Below are 18,097 nucleotides of genomic sequence, written 5' to 3' on the forward strand. Positions count from 1 at the left end.
ACTGGCGGAGGTTGCCATGCTGCGTCGCTCACTGCTCGCCCTGACGCTGGGCGTCGCCCTTGCGGGGGAGGCTCAGGCCCTGGAATACCGTTCTGTCGCCGTGCCGCTGACCATTTTCCGTGATGCGCCATCGGCCCAGGGCAAGAAGCTCTACATCGTCAGGGAGGGGATGCCCCTCGAAGTCCTGGTTCAGGTGGAAGGCTGGACCAAGGTGCGCGACGCCGAAGGCACCATCGCCTGGGTCGAACGCAGCAGCCTGGGAACGAAACGGACCCTGGTGGTGACGGCCGCCACGGCGGAGATCCGCCAGAACCCCAGCCCCGAGGCGCCCGTGGTCTTTCAGGCCGAAAAATGGGTGGCGCTGGAGTGGGTCGAGCCTGCCGCTCCCGGCTGGGTCCGGGTGCGCCACAAGGATGGACAAAGCGGCTATGTGCGCGTGACTCAGGTCTGGGGGCTATGAACATCACCGTTCTGGCCGCGGGGGCCTGGGGCACGGCCCTGGCGCTGGTCTTTGCCGGGCGTCACCGGGTGACCCTGTGGGCCAGGGAAGCGGACCTGCTGCAGGACATGGCCCGGGACCGGGAAAACAAGCGTTTTCTGCCGGGCTTTCCCTTTCCCGAGGGCTTGCAGCTGGAGGCGGATTTACCCCGGGCGGTGAGCCAAGCCCAACTGCTCCTCATTGCCACGCCGATTGCCGGCCTGCGCCCCAGTCTCGAAGCCTTGCGGCAACTCGAGGTAGCGACGCCGGTGTTGTGGGTGTGCAAGGGTTTCGAGGCGGGGACCGGCAAGCTCCCGCACGAAGTCTTTGACGAGTTCCTGCCGGGCGTGAGCAACGGCGTCCTCTCCGGGCCCAGCTTTGCCCAGGAAGTGGCCGCCGGCCAGCCGACCGCCATCACCCTGGCTTCCCGGGATGTGGATTTTGCCCGGGCCACGGCGCAGCAGCTGCATGGTGGGCACTTGCGTCTCTATGCCAGCTGCGACCTGGTGGGGGCCGAAGTCGGCGGCGCGGTAAAGAATATTCTCGCCATTGCCACTGGAGTCTGTGATGGTCTGCACCTGGGCCTCAATGCCCGGGCCGCCCTGATCACCCGGGGGCTGGCCGAAATCGCCCGCCTGGGCGTGGCGCTCGGCGGGCATAAAGAAACCTTCATGGGCCTGGCCGGGGTAGGGGATTTGATCCTGACCTGCACGGGCGATTTGTCCCGCAACCGTCAGGTGGGCCTGGGGCTGGCGGCCGGCAAGTCCCTGGAGCGGGTGCTTACCGATCTGGGGCATGTCGCCGAAGGGGTGCCCACTGCCCTGGAAGTGCATCGTCTGGCAGGGCGCATGGGCGTGGACATGCCCATCACCGCCGCCGTCGTCGCCGTGCTGCAGGGCCGCATGCAGGCCCGCGCAGCGGTAGAGCAGCTACTGGCGCGCGACCCCAGGGACGAGGGGTGTTAGGCCCAGGTTCAGCCCCCGCCGGCAAACCCCTGTTGCCGCCAGGCTTCGAAGACCACCACGGCGGCGGCGTTGGAAAGGTTGAGGCTGCGGTTGCCGGGTTGCATGGGCAGGCGCAGGCGCCGTTCAGCAGGAAAACGCGCCAGCATGTCGGCCGGCAGGCCGCGGGATTCCGGGCCGAACACGAACACATCCCCGGGCTGGAAGGCCACCTCCGCATGACAGCGGCTGCCCTTGGTGCTCAGGGCAAACAGCCGGCGTCCGGCCAGGTGGGCGGCGCAGGCCGCCCAGTCCGGGTGGCACTGCAGGGGGGCGAACTCGTGATAATCCAGCCCGGCCCGGCGCAAGGATCTGTCATCCACCCGGAAACCCAGGGGTTGCACCAGATGCAGCTCACAGCCGGTATTGGCACACAAGCGGATGATGTTGCCGGTGTTGGGGGGAATTTCCGGCTCAAACAGAACGAGGGCAAACACTTGTTTTCCATCCAGAAACGGGTTACCGTCCAAAAACTGGCTTAGTATCAGCGCATTAAGCCGTTTCATTCAAGTAGTTTGTAGTGATGATTGGGAGCTTGGCATGGCCCGCCCTGAGAAGGTGCGACTTGGTGACCTGTTGATTCAGCAGGGTTTGTTGACCGACGAGCAACTCAAATTTGCCCTGGAAGAACAAAAACGCAGCGGCCGCAAACTCGGCCGCATTTTTGTGGATAGCGGCTTCGTCACCGAAGACGGCATCTGCAAGGCGCTCGCCAACCAGTTGCGCATTCCCTTCGTCGACCTGCGCCACTTCCAGCCCCGCCCCGAACTGATCAAGCTTTTGCCCGAGTCCCTGGCCAGGCGCTACCGGGCCCTGATGCTCGAAGAGCATGACGGCATCCTCCGGGTCGGGCTGGCCGACCCCACCGACCTCCAGGCCTACGATGACATCACCCGTCACCTGCAGCGCGAGGTCGACCTGGCCGTGGTGAGCGAATCCCAGTTGCTCGCCCTCCTGGACCGGGTCTATCACCGCACCGAGGAAATCACCGGCCTGGCCAAGGAACTGACGGCGGAAATGTCGGACATTCCGGTGGAATTCGGCGAGCTGCTGGGGCTTTCCAGCAATACCGAAGATGCCCCGGTGGTCAAGCTCCTCTACATGGTGTTTGAAGAAGCCATGCGCAACCGCGCCTCGGACATCCATGTCGAACCCCAGGAAAAGAGCCTGCGCATCCGCTTTCGCATCGACGGGGTGCTGCACATCCAGACCGAGGCCGACGCCAAGATCGCCTCCGCCGTCGCCCTGCGCCTCAAGCTCATGTCCGGCCTCGACATTTCCGAAAAGCGCCTGCCTCAAGATGGCCGTTTCCATATCAAGGTGCGCAATATCCCGGTGGATATCCGTATCTCCACCTTGCCCACCCAGTATGGCGAATCCGTGGTGATGCGGCTGCTGGCCCAGAACCAGGGCATGTTGTCGCTCGACAACATGGGCATCCCGCCCCGGGTACTGGAACGCCTGCGCCGCGCCCTGCACCGGCCCAGCGGCATGGTGCTGGTGACCGGCCCCACCGGCTCGGGCAAGACCACCACGCTGTATGCCGCCCTGAACGAACTCAACAGCACGGAAAAGAAGATCATCACCGTCGAAGACCCGGTGGAATACCGGCTCCCGGGCCTGAACCAGGTGCAGGTCCATGAAAAGATCGACCTCACCTTCGGCAAGGTGCTGCGCAGCGTCCTGCGCCAGGACCCGGACATCGTGCTGGTGGGCGAAATGCGTGACCAGGAAACCGCCGAAATCGGCATGCGCGCCGCCATGACCGGCCATCTGGTGCTCTCCACCCTGCACACCAACGACGCCATGACCACCCCCATCCGCCTGCTCGACATGGGCGTGCCGCGCTACATGGTGGCGCTTTCGGTGCACATGGTGCTGGCCCAGCGCCTGGTGCGCACCCTGTGCGAGAACTGCAAGGCCCCGGCCGCCCTGCAGCCTCACGAACACGAGTGGCTGCGCAGCGAACTGCATGACCGGGTGGATGCCCATACCTATTACCAGGGCGCCGGCTGCGCGCACTGCAACAATACCGGCTTTCAGGGCCGCACCGGCGTCTATGAATTCCTGGAGATGAATGACGAACTGGTGGAAGCCACCAATGAGGACGATCCCTCCCGCTTCATGGCCGCGGCCCGCCAGCAAATGGCCGGCGCAACCCTGCGCCGCGATGCCGTGCGGCTGGTGCTGGCCGGCAAGACCACCGTCGACGAAGCCATGCGCATCAGCAGTCAATATGAAGAATAAGCCCACCCCGAGCGAGGACTGAACGGTGCCCGGTTACACCTATCGCGGCAGGGACCGCAGCGGCCAGGAGGTGCGGGGCAAGCTCGATGCCCCGAGCCGGGACGATGCCGCCCGCAGCTTGATGGGCATGGGGGTGACGCCGCTGCAAATCACCGAGGCCGTGGCGGCGGCAGGGATCGGCATCCGCTTCGCGGGCTTCTTCGAAGAAAAGCCTAAGCACGATGATGTCATGCTGTTTTGCCGGCAGATCTATTCCCTGCTCAAGGCGGGGGTCCCCATCATGCGGGCCCTGGCCGGGCTGCAGGAATCCGCCGCCAACCTGGCCATGAAGAAGGTGCTCCAGGACCTGCGCGAGAGCCTCGACTCCGGCCGCGAGCTCTCCGCCGCCATGGCCCGCCACCCCAAGGTCTTCAGCGCGTTCGCGGTGAACATGGTGCGGGTGGGGGAAATGACCGGGAGACTCGAAGAAATCTTCCTGCGGCTCTTCTACCACATGGAATTCGAGCGCTTCATGCGCGATCAGGTCAAATCCGCCCTGCGTTACCCCAGCTTCGTCATTGTCGCCATGAGTATCGCCATGGTCATCATCAACATCTGGGTGATCCCCGCCTTTGCCAAGGTGTTTGATGGCTTTGGCGCCGAACTACCGCTGATGACCCGCATCCTCATCGGCTTTTCCGACTTCATGGTCAATTTCTGGGGCTATCTGCTCGGGGGGCTGGTGCTGGCCGTGCTCGCCTTTCGCTCCTGGGTGGCGACCCGAGCAGGGCGTTACGACTGGGACCGGATCAAGTTGCGCATTCCCATTGCCGGCAAGATCGTCATCAAAGCCACCCTGGCGCGTTTTGCGCGCAGCTTTGCGCTCGCCGCCAAGAGCGGCGTGCCGGTCATCCAGGCGCTCTCGAACGTGGCCCAGACCGTGGACAACGCCTATATCGCCGACAAGATCGAACGCATGCGCGACGGCGTCGAACGCGGTGAAAGCGTGCTCAGGAGCGCCATTGCCACCGGCATCTTCACCCCGGTCGTGATCCAGATGATCGCCGTCGGTGAAGAATCCGGCTCCCTGGACGACATGCTCCAGGAAGTGGCGGAAATGTATCAGCGCGAAGTGGAATATGAACTCAAGACCCTGTCGCAGCAGATCGAGCCCATCCTCATCGTCTTTCTCGGCATCATGGTGTTGATCCTGGCCCTGGGCATCTTCCTGCCGATGTGGGACCTGGGCAAGGCTGTGAAGGGGAACTAGGCATGGGGCAACGGCGTTGGCAGCAGCGAGGGTTGACCCGGCTCGAATTTGCCATCGTCGTCATTCTCTTTGTCATCTTGTTCGGCACCTATCTGCGCGCCGTGCACTACTACCAGGAACAAGCCGAGGCCATCAGTGTGCGGCTCACCCTCTCCCATATTCAGGTGGGCTTTGCCCAGGAATGGGCGGGGCGCATCAGCACCGGCAAAAATCATCAGGGCGTAGCCGAACTGGTCGGTACCAACCCGGTGCGCTGGCTCGAATATCCGCCCCCCAACTACCTGGGGGAGATGAAAACCCCCAAGGTGGAACGCCTCGAACCCGGCAGCTGGTTCTTTGACCTGCAGCGCAAGGAACTGGTCTACCTGCCCCGTCTTGCCAGCCACCTCGAAGTTCCGGGCAATGTAGACACAAAAGCCTTGCGCTGGACGGTCAGGTTGGCGCAAAATCAAAAAGTTAAGAACCCGGAGTTCGGAGATCTCGCCCTGGTTCCGGTTTATCCGTATCAATGGTTTTAATCAAAGGAGCTGGATATGAAAAAACAAGCGGGTTTTACCCTGATCGAACTGGTCGTCGTGATCGTGATTCTGGGCATCCTGGCCGCCACGGCCCTGCCGAAATTCGTGGATCTGAGCCGGGATGCCCGTACCTCTGTCATCAGGGCCACCGAGGGAGGGATGCGCAGCGCCAACGCCATGATCTATGCCAGGGCGGCCGCAGGGAATCAGATGGGCGCTTCAGGTTCGGTGGACATAGCGGGTACGACCATAAACACTGTCTATGGTTTTGCCGGGGATGTTGCCGAGCTTGCCAAGGCCATGGATTTGAGCACCGAGATTGCCGTGTCCGGCAGCCCCCCCACCATCATCCAGCACACTGGTGCGCCCACTCCGGCTACCTGCAGCGTCACCTATGCCCCGGCCGCGATGCCTGCGGCCGTAGTCGTGCCGCCCACCTACGACCTGACCGTTACCGGCTGCTGACCGCCAATGCCGGTGGCCAGGCCAGGAAAACCCCGTACCTGTTACGGGGTTTTTTCTTCCCGGGGCAGGAAGCTGCCGGCCATGCTGAAGGCCGTGGGGGGCTTCACCCTGGTGGAGCTGGTGGTGACCATGATCATCCTGGGCATCCTGGCGGCCGTCGTGGTGCCCCGCTTTTCCGGCCAGACCGGTTTCGAGGCCCGGGGTTTCCGGGACGAAACCCTGGTGGCCCTGCGTTATGCCCAGAAATCCGCCATTGCCGCCCGGCGCCGGGTGTGCGTTGATTTTCCCGATACCACCCAGGTGAGTTTTCGCATCGCCGCGGCCGCCGGGGCCGGGGATTGCAACACTGGCGCCGCCCTCAGCGGCCCCGGGGGCAACGCCCTGACGGTGCTGGCCCCGGGGGGTATCAGCTTTGCGCCACAGCCGACGCCCTTCAGCTTTGACAGCCTGGGCCGGCCCAGTTTTGCCGCTACCCAGGTGCTCAATATCGACCAGGTGCCCGGCATCAGCATCGAGGCGGAGACCGGCTATGTCCATTGACTGGCGCCGGGCCCGGGGGCTGAGCCTGATCGAGCAGATCATCTTCATCGTGGTGATCAGCATCGGGGTGGTAGGGCTGCTGGCCAGTTTCAACCGGGCCGTGCAGGATTCCGCCGACCCCATGGTGACCCGCCAGACCCTGGCGGTGGCCGAGTCCCTGCTGGAGGAAATCCTGCAGCAGCCCTTCACCTGGTGCGATCCGGATGACCCCAACGCAGCCAGCGCCATGGGCTTCGGGGATTGCTCTGTCGGCATGGCCCAGAGCGGCGTGACCCCGGTGCCCGGGGGGGAAGGCCGGAATGGCGGCCCCGGGGCGGTGTTCGACCACGTGGCCGATTACGGGAGCTATGCCCAGGCGGCCGCCAGCGACGCCATCGGCGGCCAGGTGATGGACGGTTACGCCACCCTGGTGACGATCACCCAGGCGGGGGCGGCTTTCGGGCTTGCCAATGATGCCGTGCTGCGGGTGACGGTGCGCGTCACCCGGGGGCCGGAAAGTCTGGATGTGACCGGTTACAGGTTCCGCTATGCGCCACGCTACTGAGTCCAGGGGCTTCACCCTGATCGAGATGATCGTGGCCATGGTCATCGGTGGCCTGCTGCTGGCCATGGTGGGCATGTTCGTGCGGCACCAGATCGATGCCTATGTGGAGGTGTCCGCCCGCATGCAGCTGGCCGACGCGGCGGACACGGCCCTGGGGCGCATGGAGCGGGAAATCCGCGCGGCCCTGCCCAACAGCCTCCGGGTTTCCGGCAACTACCTGGAATTCGTGCCCATCATGGATGCGGGCCGCTACCGGGCCGAGTCCGGGGGCGGGGCGGATTTTCCCCTGGATTTCGGCCTTGGCGCCAGCGCCGACCATTTCGATGTGCTGGGTCCCCCGGTCCGGGTAGCCGCCGGGGAAGAAATCGTGGTGTTCAACCTGGGGGTGCCGGGCGGGGATGTGTATGCGGGCGACAACCGCCGTGCCCCCAGCGCCACCGGCGCGGCCCTGACCGAGATCACGGCCGCGGCGCCCTTCGGCTTTCCCTTCGCATCCCCGGCCAGCCGCTTTCACGTGGTGGGCCAGCCGGTCACCTTCGTCTGCGACCCCGCCAACCGGGTGATCCGCCGCCACTGGGGTTATGGTTTTCATGACAGCCAGCCTGATACTAATGAGGCCCTGGCGGCCGGCAATGCCGCCGTCCTGGTGGATAACCTGAACCCGGTCGGCGGCTGTTCCTTCTCCTACATTCCGGGGGCCCTGCAGCGCAACGGCCTGGTTTCCCTGCGGCTGACCCTGACCCTCAATGGCGAGACGGTCAGCTTGCAGCAGCAGATTCCCATCGACAACACCCCATGAACACGGTCAGGCATCCTCTTCGGCGGCGGACCCAGGCGGGGGTCTCCCTGATTTCCGCCATCTTCCTGCTGGTGCTGTTCGCAGCCCTGGCAGGCCTGTTCGCGGTTCTCGGTACTGGCGGCCAGGCCACTTCGGCCCAGAACATCATGGGCAGCAAGGCCGCCCACGGGGCCCAGGCCGGGGCGGAGTGGGGCATGTTCCAGCTCGACCCCAATGGGGAGGGCATTGCTCTGCCCGACTGCTTTGCCGCCAGCACCCTGCCGCCCCTGGCGGAGTTCCCAGGTATGACCATCGCGGTGAATTGCACCGCCTTTGGTCCCTATACTGAAGGGGGGCGGCAGATCCGCCTCTACCGGATTACCGCCACGGCGGGTAACGGGGCGGCGCCGCCCCTGGGGGTGGAACGGGTGGTGGAAGTGACCCTGGAGAAGTGCCGGGATCCGGCCATCACCGCCCCCCCTTACGACTGTTGAGAGGAGAGCCGCCATGACATTTGCGCGCCTATGGGGCTTGCGGGCCGGCCTGCTGTGCTGCCTGTGCTTGCTGGGGGGCTGGGCAGGCCTGGCCCAGGCGGCCGCCTACCTGTTTGCCAGCAGCGGCGCCAGCATGCCCGAGGGCTGCAGTTACGGGGGCTACAGCGGCGGGGTCTACAACTTTAACTGCGGCGCGGTGACCCTGGCCTGGAACGACACGGTGAGCATCAAGGCCGACAGCCGGCCGGCCCGGATCAGTTTCACCGGCGCCTTCAATTCCAGCAATGCGGTGATCAACGGCGGCGGTTCCGCCAGCCAGCTGACCTTGGTGGTGGGCGGCAACTTCAGCACCCAGGGCAGCCTCGTGGCCCAGCTCCAGGTCAGCGGCAACCGCACGGCCATTTTCAATTCCGGCAGCGGCATCACGGGCAGCATCACCATGGGCACCGGGACCCTGACCCTCGCCAGTTCCAATGTCACCGTCGATGGCAGCATCACCTCGTCCGGGGCGCTGCTGGTGGGAGCGGCCGCCCGGATCAACGGCCCGGTCAGCGCCGCCAGCGTCACCGATACCAGCAGCAATGCCGTGTACGGCAGCAGCATCACCGCCAGCAGCGGGGCCGTGAGCCTGGGCTACGGGGCCAGCGTCGCCGGGGACATCCGCGCCGAAGGGGGTTCCGGCAGCGTCACCCTGGCCGGTGGCAATAACGTGGGGGGGCTGATCTCCACCTCCGGCACCTTCACCCTGCTGGCCAGCAACAGCACCATTGCCGGTTCCGTCAAGGCGGCTGCGGTGGCGGCTGCCGGCGCCAGCGGCAGCAGCATCGGCGGCGGGGTGGAGGCCACTGCCGGCGCCATCAACCTGGGGGGCAGCAGCCTCACCGTGGGGGGGGATGCCGTGGCCACCGGGGTCATCAGCCTGGGCTACAACACCCGGGTCAATGGTTGCGCCAGGACCACCTGCAACAGCAGCAACAGTATCCAGTTGAACGGCTGGCAGTCGGGGGCCGGCGGGGTGTGCTGTCTTTCCGGGGGAGGAAGCTGCCTGCCCCTCAACAGCGCCTGCTACAGCAACAGCAGCGGCGGCAGTCTGGCCCTGTGCAAGACCACCCTGCCGCCGGTGCTGGGCAAGGCGTCCAGCGCCGCCTCTGCCGTGGTGGGGGACGTGGTCTCCTTCACCCTCTCGGTGAGCAATCCCAATGACGACCCCCTGAACAACCTGGTGCTCACCGATGTCATGCCGGCCGGCATGGTTTACGTGAATCACGTGGCCCAGCAGGGCAGCGTCGTGGTGAGCGGTCAGAGCCTTACATGGACCCTGCCTTCCCTGGCCGGCAAGGCCAGTGCCCAGATGACCTTGGTAGTGCGCCTCAACCAGCAGGGCAGCCTGACCAATACCCTGTCCTCGCCCGGGGCCATTTCCGTCAGCCGCAGCATCCTGGTCCTGTCCCAGGCCACTACCCACTTCCGCATGGACGAGGTGGAGGATTCCTGGACGGGCGCCGACGGGGAGGTGGTGGATAGCGGTGGCACGGCCCTGCACGGCCGGCGCATGGCCACCACTGCCAGCACCGGCACCAATGTGGTCACTCCCGACCCCACCATCGAGTCCCAGTTTGCCAGCGTGGACGGAAGCTTCTGCAATGCGGGCAGTTTTGACGGGGGCGGGGTGGTGATGGTGCCCGGGGATTCCCGCTTCGACTACAGCACCAAGCTCTCGGCCACGGCCTGGATCTACCCCACGGCCCGGCCTTCCAGCGACCTGTACTCCATCCTGTCAAACGACAAGAACTATGAGTTCCACATCAACCCCAGCGGCAAGCTGTACTGGTGGTGGAATTCTTCCAACCTCACCTCGGCCAGCACCATTCCCCTGAATAAATGGACTCACGTGGCCATCACCTTCGATTCGGTCAGCGGCCGCCAGTACATCTACATCAACGGGGTACGGGACGGCAACACCGGCAGCTGGAAGGGGACCCTGCAGCCCAATGGCTGCAACTTCTACATCGGCGGCGACGTCTCCACCTCGGCGGGCTGTCCCTTCATGCCGGCCCGTAATTTCCGCGGCAAGATCGACGAGGTCAAGCTCTACAACTACGAGCTGTCCCAGGCCGAGGTCCAGGCTGACATGACCCTGGGGCGCAGCTGCAGCGGCGCTTTCGATCATCTGCGGGTGATCCATGATGGCACCGCCTCCATCTGCAACCCCGAGTCGGTGGAAGTGCTGGCCTGTCTGGATGTGGATTGCACCAAGCTTTATCCAGGGACCGTGACGGCCCGCCTCACCCCGGGGGGCAGCACCTTCACCTTTTCCGGCGGTGCCACGTCCACCCAGATCAGCTCCGCCACGGCCGGGGATGTGGCCATCGGCTACAGCAGCATCAACCCGACGCCCAGCAACGGCCTGCGCTGCTTCAACGGGGCGACGGAAAACTGCACCATGAATTTCGCCTCCGCCTCCTGCAGTTTCGATGCGGTGGAAAAAGGCGCGCTACCCAAGACCCCCATCTACACCAAGCTTGCCAATACTGCCTTCAAGCTGGATGTGCTGGCCCTGTCCGGGGGCGGGATCGTCAATGCCGCTTATACGGGCACCGTGGCCGTGGACCTGGTGGATACCTCGAGCTCCAGCTGTCCCACGGGCGCGGGCCTGAACACGGCTCAGGATCTGGTGTTTGCCGCCGCCGACAAGGGGCGCAAGGAGGCCGAGTTTACCTACGCCGCCGCAGCCAAGAACGTGCGGGTGCGGATGAAGGTGGGCAGCAGCGCCCCTTCCTGTTCCTACGACAACTTTGCCATTCGCCCGCTGCAGCTGACGGTGAGTGCTCCCCTGATGAACAATACCGGGGCCAGTGGCACCCCGGCGGCAGTGGCCGGCACGGACTTCACCCTGGACGCCCAGGCCGATGTGGCCAGTGGCTATGACGGCACCCCGGTGATCAAAGAAGGCCTGGTGACGGCCTCTGGCGATGACAGCGATCTCATCACCGCAGGCACCCTGACCGGGAGCTTCAATGCGGCTACCGGCAGCAAGGCCAGCGGCACCTTCCAGTACCGGGACGTGGGCAACATCCGTTTCCTCAAGGGGGCAGTGCTGGATGAGAAGTTCACGGAAGTGGATCAGGGCAAGGCAGTGCCGGACTGCCTGAGCGGGAGCGCTGAAAACAGCCTCAACGGAGGGCGCTACGGCTGCAGCATCGGCAGTGCGGCAAGCCCCCTCCTGGGGCGCTGGTATCCCAGCCACTTTTCCTTCGCCGGGACCCTGACTCCCGGGTGTGCGGCCGGGGGCTTCACCTACATGGGTGACGACAGCCTCCAGGTTTCCCTGGCGATCAAGGCCCATGCCAAGGGCAGCGGCACGGCTTCCGCCAGCGATCCGGTGACGGCGCGCTATAAGGCCGGCAGTGTCACGGTAACGGAAACCAATGCCGGGGAGGTGTTGAAAAATGACAAGCGCCTAGGGCAGCCCGATAGGCCCGCCTCGCCGGGCAAGGACCCTTGGGCCGATGTAGTGTGGACCGACGGGGTCTGGAGTTGGAGTGGTGGCTACCGCTTCGCCAAGGCGAGCCCTCCCGACGGGCCCTTTGACGATTACCGTTTGAAGGTGGAGGTGAAGGACGATGATGAGGCCAAGCTGCTGGCCAGTACCCCGGCCCAGGTGACGGACGATGCGAGCAACTCCACCATGATCCGTCATGGCCGGCTGTGGGCCGCCAACGCCTATGGCTCCGAGTACCTGCCCCTGCCGGTGCCGGCCCAGGTGCAGTACTGGAGCGCCACCGGCTGGACCCGGAACCTGCTGGACAGCTGCACCCTGCTGACCCTGCCGACCAAGGACAACGGGGGGCTGCTGTTCTACCCGCCGGGCGCCCGCAACCAGCTGGCGGCCGGGGAAACCCTCGCCACCCTGCAGGGCAGCAACGGGGCCACGCACAAGGTGGTGAAGGGGGATGCCGGCCTGCGGCTGTCGGCGCCGGGGGCGGGTAACTACGGCTACCTGGACATCCCCCTGGGCATCCTGGGGGGCGGCAATGGCTGGCTGGATCTGGCCGTGCCTACGGTGCGCGCCTGCTTCGGGGTTTGCGGACCCCGCTCCCCGGTGATTTTCCGGCGCGAGTTGCGCTGAGCCTGGCAGCGTCGGTGCCGAAACGGGAAAATGTGCTTGATTTTAGGAAAAATCCTTAATAAATAATGGGTTTGCACTTCACATTTAAAGTGAAGTGTGTTGATATTGCGCCTGTTACTACCTTAGGCAGATTCCTTCTTTCATGTCCCGCCTGTTCCCGCTCCGTCCCAAGCGCAGCAAACCCGGCTGGGTGGCCCTGTGTCCGGCTGCCGGCAGCCCGGCGGCGGTGCATGTGCTGGCAGGCGGCCAGGGCCGGGCCCGGGTGCTCTGGGTGGAGGCCCTGACGACGGGGATGGATGAAATGGAACGGCTGGCCCGCAGCCGGGGCCTGTCCGCCTACCGGATCACCACCCTGATGCCGCCGGGCAGCTACCAGCTGCTGCAGATGAATGCGCCGGCCGTGCCTCGCCATGAATGGAAGGAAGCCCTGCGCTGGCAGCTCAAGGACTTCATCGACTTCCCTGCCGAGCAGGCCACCTTCGATGTGCTGGACATCCCCACCGAAAGCCACGCTCCGGGCCGGCCCCACATGGTGTTCGTGGCCGTGGCCCGCAATGAGCAGGTGGGGGAGATCATGGCCCGCTACGACCGGGCCCATCTCAATCTCCAGGCCATCGACATTCCCGAACTGGCCCTGCGCAACGTGGCGGCCCTGCTGGAAGACGAAAACCGGGGGCTGGCCAGCTTCAGCTTCGATCAGCATGGGGGCCTGCTGGTGCTCACCTTCAAGGGGGAGCTCTATGCCAGCCGGCGCATCGAAATTCCCCTGGAGCAGTTCACCGGGGCCGATCTGGAACGGCGCCAGACCCTGTTCGAACGCGTCGGCCTGGAACTGCAGCGCACCCTGGATGCCTTTGACCGCCAGTACAGCTTCATCTCCGTGAGCCGCCTGCTGCTGGCCCCCCGGCCTGAACTGAGCGGCCTCCTAGATTACCTGGGCAGTTCCCTGTACGTGCCTGTGGATCAGATGGACCTGTCCCAGGTCCTGGACCTGGAAGCCTGTCCCACCCTGCAGCAGCCGGCCGAGCAATCCCGCCACCTGCTGGCCCTGGGGGCGGCCCTGCGCCAGGAGTCCCAGCCATGAGCCAGCAGATCAACCTGCTCAACCCCGAGCTGCGCCCCAAGGTGGAGCTGCTCACCCTGAATCACGTGGCCCTGGCCTCCAGCCTGGTGCTGATGCTGGTATTGCTCATGGCCGGCTGGGGGCGCCAGCGGGAAGGGGTGGAACTGCACCGCCTGGGAGCCCAGGAACAGCAGATGCGGGTGGCCCAGGAGCAGCTTTCCCAGCTGGGCGCCATGCAGGCCAGCCGCCGCATCAGCCCGGCCCTGGAGCGGCAGCTGGCCGAGCGCAAGGCGGTGCTGGAGAGCAAGCGGGAGGTGCTGGCCGCCCTGGAAAGCGGCGACCTGGGGCAGCAGGACGGTTTTTCCGGCTACCTGGGGGCTTTCGCCCGGCGGGTGCCTGAAGGCCTGTGGCTGACCGGTTTCGATCTCCAGGAGGGGGGGCAGCAGGTGCTGCTCCAGGGGCGCATGCGCACCGAACCCCTGCTGCCCCAGTTCATCCAGCAGATGGACCAGGAGCCCTTGCTCAAGGGGCGCACCTTCGCGGCCCTGGAGTTGAACCAGGTTCTGCCCGATCCGGCGGCGCCGACGGCCGTCCCGCCCCACTGGAGCTTCACCCTGGGCGGGCAACTTTCCCGGGAGCGCAGATGATGGTCCTGCCCGCAAGCATGCAGAAACTGTGGCAGGCCTGGGCCGCCCGTTACCAGGCCCTGAGCGTGCGCGAACGGGGCCTGGTGGCCGCCGCTGCCATCGGTCTGCTGGCCTATCTGGGCGGGGTACTGTGGGCCCAGCCCATGTTTTCCCGGGCTGCTTCCTACGGGCGCCAGGCCGCTGCCCAGGAAGCGGATCTGACGGTCCTGCAGACCCAGATCCAGATTCTCAGCCAGCAGGTGGCCAGCGATCCCGATGCCCCCCTGCGCCAGGAGCTGGCGGTCGTGGAGCAGCAGATTGCCGAAGCCGAGGCGCGCCTGGCCGCCTTCAACGAATCCCTGGTACCGCCGGACCGGGCCGCCGCCCTGCTGGAAGGGCTGGTGCGCCGTCACCCGGGGGTGCGGGTGGCCGGTTTCAAGACCCTGCCGGCCCAGGGCATCCAGGCAGCCAGGGACAAGCAGCGGGCCGCCGCCGAGAAGCTGGCCGAACTGCCGCCCCGGAGCCTGGATGTGTACCAGCACGGTTTCGAACTCAAGCTCAGGGGCAACTACCTGGACATCCTGGCCTACCTGAAGACCCTGGAGGCCCAGCCCCAGCGGCTCCTGTGGCAGCGGGCCCAGCTCAGCGTCCCCGCCTACCCGGAGGCGGAGCTGACCCTGACGGTGTCCACCCTGAGCATGGATGCCCACTGGCTGGAACTATGAAAACCCTGTCCGCCCTGCTGCTCCTGACCTGCAGTCTTGGCCTCCACGCCCAGGAGCTGCCCCTGCGCGATCCGACCCGGCCGGCGGACTGGGCCGCCCGGGAAACCCCGGGGGAGGCGGACGCCCTGCGTCTGGAAGCCATCAAGCGGGGCCCCGAAGGGCGGCCCCTGGCCACCATCAATGGCAACAACCTGCATCTGGGGCAGGAAATCCGCGGCCTGCGCCTGGTCCGCATCGGTGCGACCTCGGTGCTCCTGGAAGGGGCGGAAGGGCGCCAGGAACTGCGCCTTACCCCCGGTGTGCAGCGCCCATCGGCCCCAGGAGGGAAATGAGATGATGAAGAAAACCCATGCGCCCCATCAGGGGAAAAGTCTGCTCCTGTCGGGCCTGTTGCTGGCCCTGTTGCTCTCCGGCTGTTCCTCCATGCTGCCCCGGGAGGGAACCTACGATAGCATCCAGTCCAGCCTGCAGCAGCAGCCCAAGCCTAATCCGCCCGCCGAACGGGCGGCCATAGACGCGGCCCTGCTGCCGCCCATCCAGCTGCCGGCCGCGGTGGCGCCCCAGCCTCTGGAGCCCCGCTTCGATCTGGCCGTGGCGGAAGCCCCGGCGGCCCAGGTGTTCCTGGCCCTGGTGGATGGCACCCGCTACAGCATGCTGCTGCCCCCGGACGTGAGCGGCAGCATCACCCTGAACCTGAAGAACGTGACGGTGCGGGAAGCCCTGGAAGTGATCCGGGACCTCTACGGCTACGACTTCCGCGTCCAGGGCAACCGCATCTCGGTGCAGCCCAACACCCCCCAGACCCGCATCTTCCAGGTCAGCTACCTGGCCAGCAAACGGGGCGGGACTTCCACCACCCGGGTGGTTTCGTCCAATAGCTCGACCGGGAATTCGTCGGGTGGAAGTGGTGGAATCACGGGCGGCGGAATGGGCGGCAGAACGAGCGGCGGAACGAGCGGGGGGAATACCGTGGATAATACCAACGTCGTCACCGGCCAGGCGTCTGATTTCTGGCTGGAACTGGGGGTGGGTATTGCCACCGCGCTGGATTGTGAATACGAGCTATCCGGTAGCGGCAGCGCAGGAGGCAGCAGTGCTGCCCTCGTTTCCAATATGATGGGGCAGCGCCTGGACAAGCTGAAGTGTCCTGAAGGCCGCCGCTTTCTGCTCAATCAGCAGTCCGGCGTGGTCATGGTGCGGGCCTTGCCGGCCGAATTGCGCGAAGTGAGCGAGATGCTCAAGGCCATGCAGGCCGGGGTGGAGCGCCAGGTGATGCTGGAGGCCAAGCTGATCGAGGTGGAACTGAACGATGGTTTCCAGAGCGGCGTGAACTGGGCGGCGTTTGATAGTTATGGGCGGCAGCGCTGGGGGGTGAACAGCCGTACGGACCAGAACTCGGTGATTAGCGGGCCGGACGGTGTGCGGCGTTTGATGACGGAAACGGTGACCCCAACCGAGGTGACCCGGACTTGGGAGGCCGTGCCTTTGACCGGGGCGACTGGTTTGCTCAGCAACTTCCCCGTTGCCGGCGCCCTTGGCCTTTCCTTTCAGACCACCAGCTTTGCGTCCATCATCCAGTTCCTGGAAACCCAGGGCACGGTGTATGTGATGTCCAATCCGCGCATCGCCACCCTCAACAACCAGAAGGCGGTGCTGAAGGTGGGGACCGATGATTACTACGTGACCGGGGTAACGGCGGGCACGACCACCAATAGCGGTAACGGCGATAACACCAACCCGCCCAATATCGAGGCCCAGCCCTTCTTCTCCGGCATCGCCCTGGATGTGACGCCGCAGATCGACGACAGCGGCATGATCACCCTGCACATCCGTCCGGCCGTGACCGAGGTCACTTCCAAGAACTTGATCGTCAACCTCGGGGAACAGGCCGGCACCTATACCATTCCCTTTGCCTCCAGCCGGGTGAAGGAAACCGACAGCATCGTCCGGGTCAAGGACGGCATGATCGTCGCCATCGGCGGCCTGATGTCCCAGGAGCAGTCGAGCGGTGAAAGCAAGGTGCCGGGGATGGGCGACGTTCCCTTGCTGGGCCATTTCTTCAAGCAGACCAACCGGGGGATGCGCAAGCGCGAGATGGTGGTGCTGATCAAGCCCACGGTGATCCACGAGACGGCGGACTGGCAGCAGGATCTGGATGCCACGAACAGCCGGCTGCAGGAATTCGACCCGCGCAAGCTGCCGGACCTGGCCAACCCTGTGACCTCCATTCGTGCGCCCGCCCATGAGCCATAGCCCGACGGCCATCATTCCGGCCCCGCCCTACCTCGCCCATTTTGGCTTGCGGGAGGCGCCCTTTGGCCTGACCCCCGATACCCAGTTCGCCTTTGGCACCCGCGCCCATGTCGAAGCGGTCAATACCCTCTTGGTGGCGCTCAATGGCGGCGAAGGCTTCGTCAAGATCGTCGGCGAAGTGGGCACCGGCAAGACCCTGCTCTGCCGGCGTCTGCTAAAAGCCCTGCATGGGCGCGCCGTGACCGCCTATGTGCCCAATCCCCGGCTCTCCCCCACGGAACTGCTGGTGGCCCTGGCGGAGGAATTCCAGCTTCCCCTGGAGGGCAAGGGCAATGCCCATCTGCTCACCAAGTTCCTGAGCGATGCGCTGCTGGAATTTGCGCGCCTCGGGCGCGGCGTGGTGGTCTGCATCGACGAAGCCCAGGCCCTGCCCCGGGAGAGCCTCGAAACCTTGCGCCTGCTCTCCAACCTGGAAACGGAAAAGCGCAAATTGATGCAGATCGTCCTGTTCGGCCAGCCCGAGCTGGACGAGAATCTCGAGGATCCCGCCATCCGCCAGTTGAAGCAGCGCATCACCTTTCATTACCACCTGGATGTGCTGCAGCCCGATGAGCTGCCGCTCTATCTTGCGCACCGCATGGGGGTGGCCGGGGCCAGCCCCGGGGCTGACTGGTTTTGCCGCCGTGCCATTCACCTCCTGTATGAGGCCAGCCGGGGCACTCCGCGCTTGGTGAATATCCTGGCCAACAAGGCGCTGATGGCGGCTTACGGCGAGGGAGCGGGGCAGGTGAAGCGCCGGCATGTGCAGGCAGCGGCCCGGGATACCGAAGGGGCCAAGGTACGTTTCTGGTGGTGAGGACAAGATCGTGAGTTTGATCAATCGCATGCTGCAGGATCTCGATCAACGCCAGGCCACCGGCAGGGATCGGGAGGGCCTGCCCGACCAGGTCGTGCTGCCGGCCCGGCGCCCGCGCCGCCGCCTGGCGC

General features: G+C 65.4%; 18 protein-coding genes. 17 read left to right on the forward strand and 1 reads right to left on the reverse strand.

Going from position 1 to position 18,097, the window contains the following annotated elements:
• Window positions 1-16 precede the first annotated feature (16 nt).
• Complete coding sequence (locus WBH99_RS01535) at window positions 17-460, forward strand: SH3 domain-containing protein (protein WP_424218341.1); 444 nt, start codon at window positions 17-19, stop codon at window positions 458-460.
• On the forward strand, window positions 457-1,443 hold the full coding sequence (locus WBH99_RS01540; RefSeq protein WP_424218342.1) for an NAD(P)H-dependent glycerol-3-phosphate dehydrogenase: 987 nt from the start codon (window positions 457-459) through the stop codon (window positions 1,441-1,443). The genes WBH99_RS01535 and WBH99_RS01540 overlap by 4 nt, the downstream gene beginning before the upstream one ends.
• An 8-nt stretch (window positions 1,444-1,451) precedes the next feature.
• Here the strand turns inward: WBH99_RS01540 and WBH99_RS01545 are convergent, their stop codons facing one another.
• Window positions 1,452-1,916 carry a tRNA (cytidine(34)-2'-O)-methyltransferase gene (locus WBH99_RS01545; protein ID WP_424218343.1) on the reverse strand — a complete coding sequence of 155 codons (465 nt, stop codon included), beginning with the start codon at window positions 1,914-1,916 and terminating at the stop codon, window positions 1,452-1,454.
• Between the two features lie 103 nt (window positions 1,917-2,019).
• Here WBH99_RS01545 and WBH99_RS01550 point away from each other — a divergent pair, with 103 nt between their 5' ends.
• From WBH99_RS01550 to WBH99_RS01620, 15 genes are all read left to right on the forward strand, one after another.
• Complete coding sequence (locus WBH99_RS01550; protein ID WP_424218344.1) at window positions 2,020-3,726, forward strand: GspE/PulE family protein; 1,707 nt, start codon at window positions 2,020-2,022, stop codon at window positions 3,724-3,726.
• Window positions 3,727-3,751: 25 nt separating this feature from the next.
• Window positions 3,752-4,975 (forward strand): type II secretion system F family protein, encoded by a 1,224-nt coding sequence (locus WBH99_RS01555; protein ID WP_424218345.1) that lies wholly within the window; start codon window positions 3,752-3,754, stop codon window positions 4,973-4,975.
• Window positions 4,976-4,977: 2 nt separating this feature from the next.
• Window positions 4,978-5,493 (forward strand): hypothetical protein, encoded by a 516-nt coding sequence (locus WBH99_RS01560; RefSeq protein WP_424218346.1) that lies wholly within the window; start codon window positions 4,978-4,980, stop codon window positions 5,491-5,493.
• A gap of 15 nt (window positions 5,494-5,508) precedes the next feature.
• On the forward strand, window positions 5,509-5,958 hold the full coding sequence (locus tag WBH99_RS01565; protein WP_424218347.1) for a type II secretion system protein: 450 nt from the start codon (window positions 5,509-5,511) through the stop codon (window positions 5,956-5,958).
• Between the two features lie 81 nt (window positions 5,959-6,039).
• A complete protein-coding gene (locus tag WBH99_RS01570) occupies window positions 6,040-6,498 on the forward strand; it encodes a pilus assembly FimT family protein (protein ID WP_424218348.1) in 459 nt (152 codons plus the stop codon).
• Window positions 6,488-7,042: a type IV pilus modification PilV family protein gene (locus WBH99_RS01575; RefSeq protein ID WP_424218349.1), complete on the forward strand. Its 555-nt coding sequence runs from the start codon at window positions 6,488-6,490 to the stop codon at window positions 7,040-7,042. Before WBH99_RS01570 ends, WBH99_RS01575 begins: the two co-directional genes overlap by 11 nt.
• On the forward strand, window positions 7,026-7,841 hold the full coding sequence (locus WBH99_RS01580) for a PulJ/GspJ family protein (RefSeq protein WP_424218350.1): 816 nt from the start codon (window positions 7,026-7,028) through the stop codon (window positions 7,839-7,841). Before WBH99_RS01575 ends, WBH99_RS01580 begins: the two co-directional genes overlap by 17 nt.
• Window positions 7,838-8,314, forward strand: a complete 477-nt coding sequence (locus WBH99_RS01585) for a hypothetical protein (RefSeq protein ID WP_424218351.1) — start codon at window positions 7,838-7,840, stop codon at window positions 8,312-8,314. Before WBH99_RS01580 ends, WBH99_RS01585 begins: the two co-directional genes overlap by 4 nt.
• A 13-nt stretch (window positions 8,315-8,327) precedes the next feature.
• The gene (locus tag WBH99_RS01590; protein ID WP_424218352.1) at window positions 8,328-12,443 is read left to right on the forward strand and encodes a DUF6701 domain-containing protein; all 4,116 of its coding nucleotides are present in this window, start codon (window positions 8,328-8,330) and stop codon (window positions 12,441-12,443) included.
• A gap of 142 nt (window positions 12,444-12,585) precedes the next feature.
• Window positions 12,586-13,527, forward strand: coding sequence for a type IV pilus biogenesis protein PilM (gene pilM / locus WBH99_RS01595; protein ID WP_424218353.1), 942 nt, complete (start codon window positions 12,586-12,588; stop codon window positions 13,525-13,527).
• Window positions 13,524-14,153: a PilN domain-containing protein gene (locus tag WBH99_RS01600; RefSeq protein ID WP_424218354.1), complete on the forward strand. Its 630-nt coding sequence runs from the start codon at window positions 13,524-13,526 to the stop codon at window positions 14,151-14,153. The genes pilM and WBH99_RS01600 overlap by 4 nt, the downstream gene beginning before the upstream one ends.
• Complete coding sequence (locus WBH99_RS01605; RefSeq protein WP_424218355.1) at window positions 14,150-14,857, forward strand: hypothetical protein; 708 nt, start codon at window positions 14,150-14,152, stop codon at window positions 14,855-14,857. The genes WBH99_RS01600 and WBH99_RS01605 overlap by 4 nt, the downstream gene beginning before the upstream one ends.
• Complete coding sequence (locus WBH99_RS01610) at window positions 14,854-15,189, forward strand: hypothetical protein (protein WP_043463524.1); 336 nt, start codon at window positions 14,854-14,856, stop codon at window positions 15,187-15,189. Before WBH99_RS01605 ends, WBH99_RS01610 begins: the two co-directional genes overlap by 4 nt.
• 1 nt (window position 15,190) lies before the next feature.
• Window positions 15,191-17,110, forward strand: coding sequence for a pilus (MSHA type) biogenesis protein MshL (mshL, locus tag WBH99_RS01615; protein ID WP_424218356.1), 1,920 nt, complete (start codon window positions 15,191-15,193; stop codon window positions 17,108-17,110).
• Window positions 17,100-17,966 carry an ExeA family protein gene (locus tag WBH99_RS01620; RefSeq protein ID WP_424218357.1) on the forward strand — a complete coding sequence of 289 codons (867 nt, stop codon included), beginning with the start codon at window positions 17,100-17,102 and terminating at the stop codon, window positions 17,964-17,966. Before mshL ends, WBH99_RS01620 begins: the two co-directional genes overlap by 11 nt.
• Window positions 17,967-18,097: the final 131 nt, after the last annotated feature.

The organism is Azovibrio sp., assembly GCF_049658005.1.
GTDB lineage: Bacteria > Pseudomonadota > Gammaproteobacteria > Burkholderiales > Rhodocyclaceae > Azovibrio.